Genomic DNA, 3,314 nt, shown 5'->3' with positions numbered 1-3,314 from the left:
CGGATATGTGATAGATATAGACTGAACACCAGTTTCACTGCTGGTGGATCAGGCTAAGGTAAAATTTGTGAGTTCTGCTCGAAAGAGCAACGTACGAATTTTCGGCGAATGTCGTCTTCACAGTATAACCAGATTGCTTGGGGTTATATGGTCAAGTGAAGAAGCGCATACGGTGGATGCCTTGGCAGTCAGAGGCGATGAAAGACGTGGTAGCCTGCGATAAGCTTTGGGGAGTCGGCAAACAGACTGTGATCCAGAGATCTCTGAATGGGGGAACCCAGCCAGCATAAGCTGGTTATCTTGTACTGAATACATAGGTGCAAGAGGCGAACCAGGGGAACTGAAACATCTAAGTACCCTGAGGAAAAGAAATCAACCGAGATTCCCTTAGTAGTGGCGAGCGAACGGGGACCAGCCCTTAAGTTGGTTTGAGATTAGTGGAACGCTCTGGAAAGTGCGGCCATAGTGGGTGATAGCCCCGTACACGAAAATCTCTTATCAATGAAATCGAGTAGGACGGAGCACGAGAAACTTTGTCTGAATATGGGGGGACCATCCTCCAAGGCTAAATACTACTGACTGACCGATAGTGAACCAGTACCGTGAGGGAAAGGCGAAAAGAACCCCGGAGAGGGGAGTGAAATAGAACCTGAAACCGTATGCGTACAAGCAGTGGGAGCCTACTTTGTTAGGTGACTGCGTACCTTTTGTATAATGGGTCAGCGACTTATATTCAGTGGCGAGCTTAACCGAATAGGGGAGGCGTAGCGAAAGCGAGTCTTAATAGGGCGTTTAGTCGCTGGGTATAGACCCGAAACCGGGCGATCTATCCATGGGCAGGTTGAAGGTTAGGTAACACTGACTGGAGGACCGAACCGACTACCGTTGAAAAGTTAGCGGATGACCTGTGGATCGGAGTGAAAGGCTAATCAAGCTCGGAGATAGCTGGTTCTCCTCGAAAGCTATTTAGGTAGCGCCTCATGTATCACTGTAGGGGGTAGAGCACTGTTTCGGCTAGGGGGTCATCCCGACTTACCAAACCGATGCAAACTCCGAATACCTACAAGTGCCGAGCATGGGAGACACACGGCGGGTGCTAACGTCCGTCGTGAAAAGGGAAACAACCCAGACCGTCAGCTAAGGTCCCAAAGTCATGGTTAAGTGGGAAACGATGTGGGAAGGCTTAGACAGCTAGGAGGTTGGCTTAGAAGCAGCCACCCTTTAAAGAAAGCGTAATAGCTCACTAGTCGAGTCGGCCTGCGCGGAAGATGTAACGGGGCTCAAACCATGCACCGAAGCTACGGGTATCATCTTACGATGATGCGGTAGAGGAGCGTTCTGTAAGCCTGTGAAGGTGAGTTGAGAAGCTTGCTGGAGGTATCAGAAGTGCGAATGCTGACATGAGTAACGACAATGCGAGTGAAAAACTCGCACGCCGAAAGACCAAGGTTTCCTGCGCAACGTTAATCGACGCAGGGTTAGTCGGTCCCTAAGGCGAGGCTGAAAAGCGTAGTCGATGGAAAACAGGTTAATATTCCTGTACTTCCAGTTATTGCGATGGAGGGACGGAGAAGGTTAGGCCAGCCTGGCGTTGGTTGTCCAGGTTTAAGGTGGTAGGCTGAAATCTTAGGCAAATCCGGGATTTCAAGGCCGAGAGCTGATGACGAGTTGCCTTTAGGCGACGAAGTGGTTGATACCATGCTTCCAAGAAAAGCTCCTAAGCTTCAGATAACTGGGAACCGTACCCCAAACCGACACAGGTGGTTAGGTAGAGAATACCAAGGCGCTTGAGAGAACTCGGGTGAAGGAACTAGGCAAAATGGCACCGTAACTTCGGGAGAAGGTGCGCCGGCGAGGGTTAAGGACTTGCTCCGTAAGCCCATGCCGGTCGAAGATACCAGGCCGCTGCGACTGTTTATTAAAAACACAGCACTCTGCAAACACGAAAGTGGACGTATAGGGTGTGACGCCTGCCCGGTGCCGGAAGGTTAATTGATGGGGTTAGCGCAAGCGAAGCTCTTGATCGAAGCCCCGGTAAACGGCGGCCGTAACTATAACGGTCCTAAGGTAGCGAAATTCCTTGTCGGGTAAGTTCCGACCTGCACGAATGGCGTAACGATGGCGGCGCTGTCTCCACCCGAGACTCAGTGAAATTGAAATCGCTGTGAAGATGCAGTGTATCCGCGGCTAGACGGAAAGACCCCGTGAACCTTTACTATAGCTTTGCACTGGACTTTGAATTTGCTTGTGTAGGATAGGTGGGAGGCTTTGAAGTGGGGACGCCAGTTCTCATGGAGCCATCCTTGAAATACCACCCTGGCAACTTTGAGGTTCTAACTCAGGTCCGTTATCCGGATCGAGGACAGTGTATGGTGGGTAGTTTGACTGGGGCGGTCTCCTCCCAAAGAGTAACGGAGGAGTACGAAGGTGCGCTCAGACCGGTCGGAAATCGGTCGTAGAGTATAAAGGCAAAAGCGCGCTTGACTGCGAGACAAACACGTCGAGCAGGTACGAAAGTAGGTCTTAGTGATCCGGTGGTTCTGTATGGAAGGGCCATCGCTCAACGGATAAAAGGTACTCCGGGGATAACAGGCTGATACCGCCCAAGAGTTCATATCGACGGCGGTGTTTGGCACCTCGATGTCGGCTCATCACATCCTGGGGCTGAAGCCGGTCCCAAGGGTATGGCTGTTCGCCATTTAAAGTGGTACGCGAGCTGGGTTTAGAACGTCGTGAGACAGTTCGGTCCCTATCTGCCGTGGACGTTTGAGATTTGAGAGGGGCTGCTCCTAGTACGAGAGGACCGGAGTGGACGAACCTCTGGTGTTCCGGTTGTCACGCCAGTGGCATTGCCGGGTAGCTATGTTCGGAAGAGATAACCGCTGAAAGCATCTAAGCGGGAAACTTGCCTCAAGATGAGATCTCACTGGGATCTTGAATCCCCTAAAGGGCCGTCGAAGACTACGACGTTGATAGGTTGGGTGTGTAAGCGCTGTGAGGCGTTGAGCTAACCAATACTAATTGCCCGTGAGGCTTGACCATATAACACCCAAGCAATTTGCTGACGCAGATTGCGGTGGTGAAGACGAAAGACCCGAAAATTCGTAAGACCACAAATATCGCATATCCGGATTCGCTGGGCTGTCCATCTGGACATTCTGGCAACAGAATTTCTTGACGACCATAGAGCATTGGAACCACCTGATCCCATCCCGAACTCAGTAGTGAAACGATGCATCGCCGATGGTAGTGTGGGGTTTCCCCATGTGAGAGTAGGTCATCGTCAAGATTCATTTCGCAAAACCCCTATCTGC

General features: G+C 51.3%; 2 rRNA genes. Both read left to right on the top strand.

Annotation, left to right across the window (positions count from 1 at the left end):
- Positions 1–149: 149 nt before the first annotated feature.
- Positions 150–3,042 (top strand): 23S ribosomal RNA (locus BJQ17_RS29340).
- 131 nt (positions 3,043–3,173) lie between these two features.
- Positions 3,174–3,289, top strand: a 5S ribosomal RNA gene (gene rrf / locus BJQ17_RS29335).
- Positions 3,290–3,314 lie beyond the last annotated feature (25 nt).

Origin of the sequence: Pseudomonas sp. NBRC 111139 (assembly GCF_001753955.1) — a bacterium.
GTDB lineage: Bacteria > Pseudomonadota > Gammaproteobacteria > Pseudomonadales > Pseudomonadaceae > Aquipseudomonas > Aquipseudomonas alloputida.
This window is presented reverse-complemented; position numbering and strand designations above follow the sequence as displayed.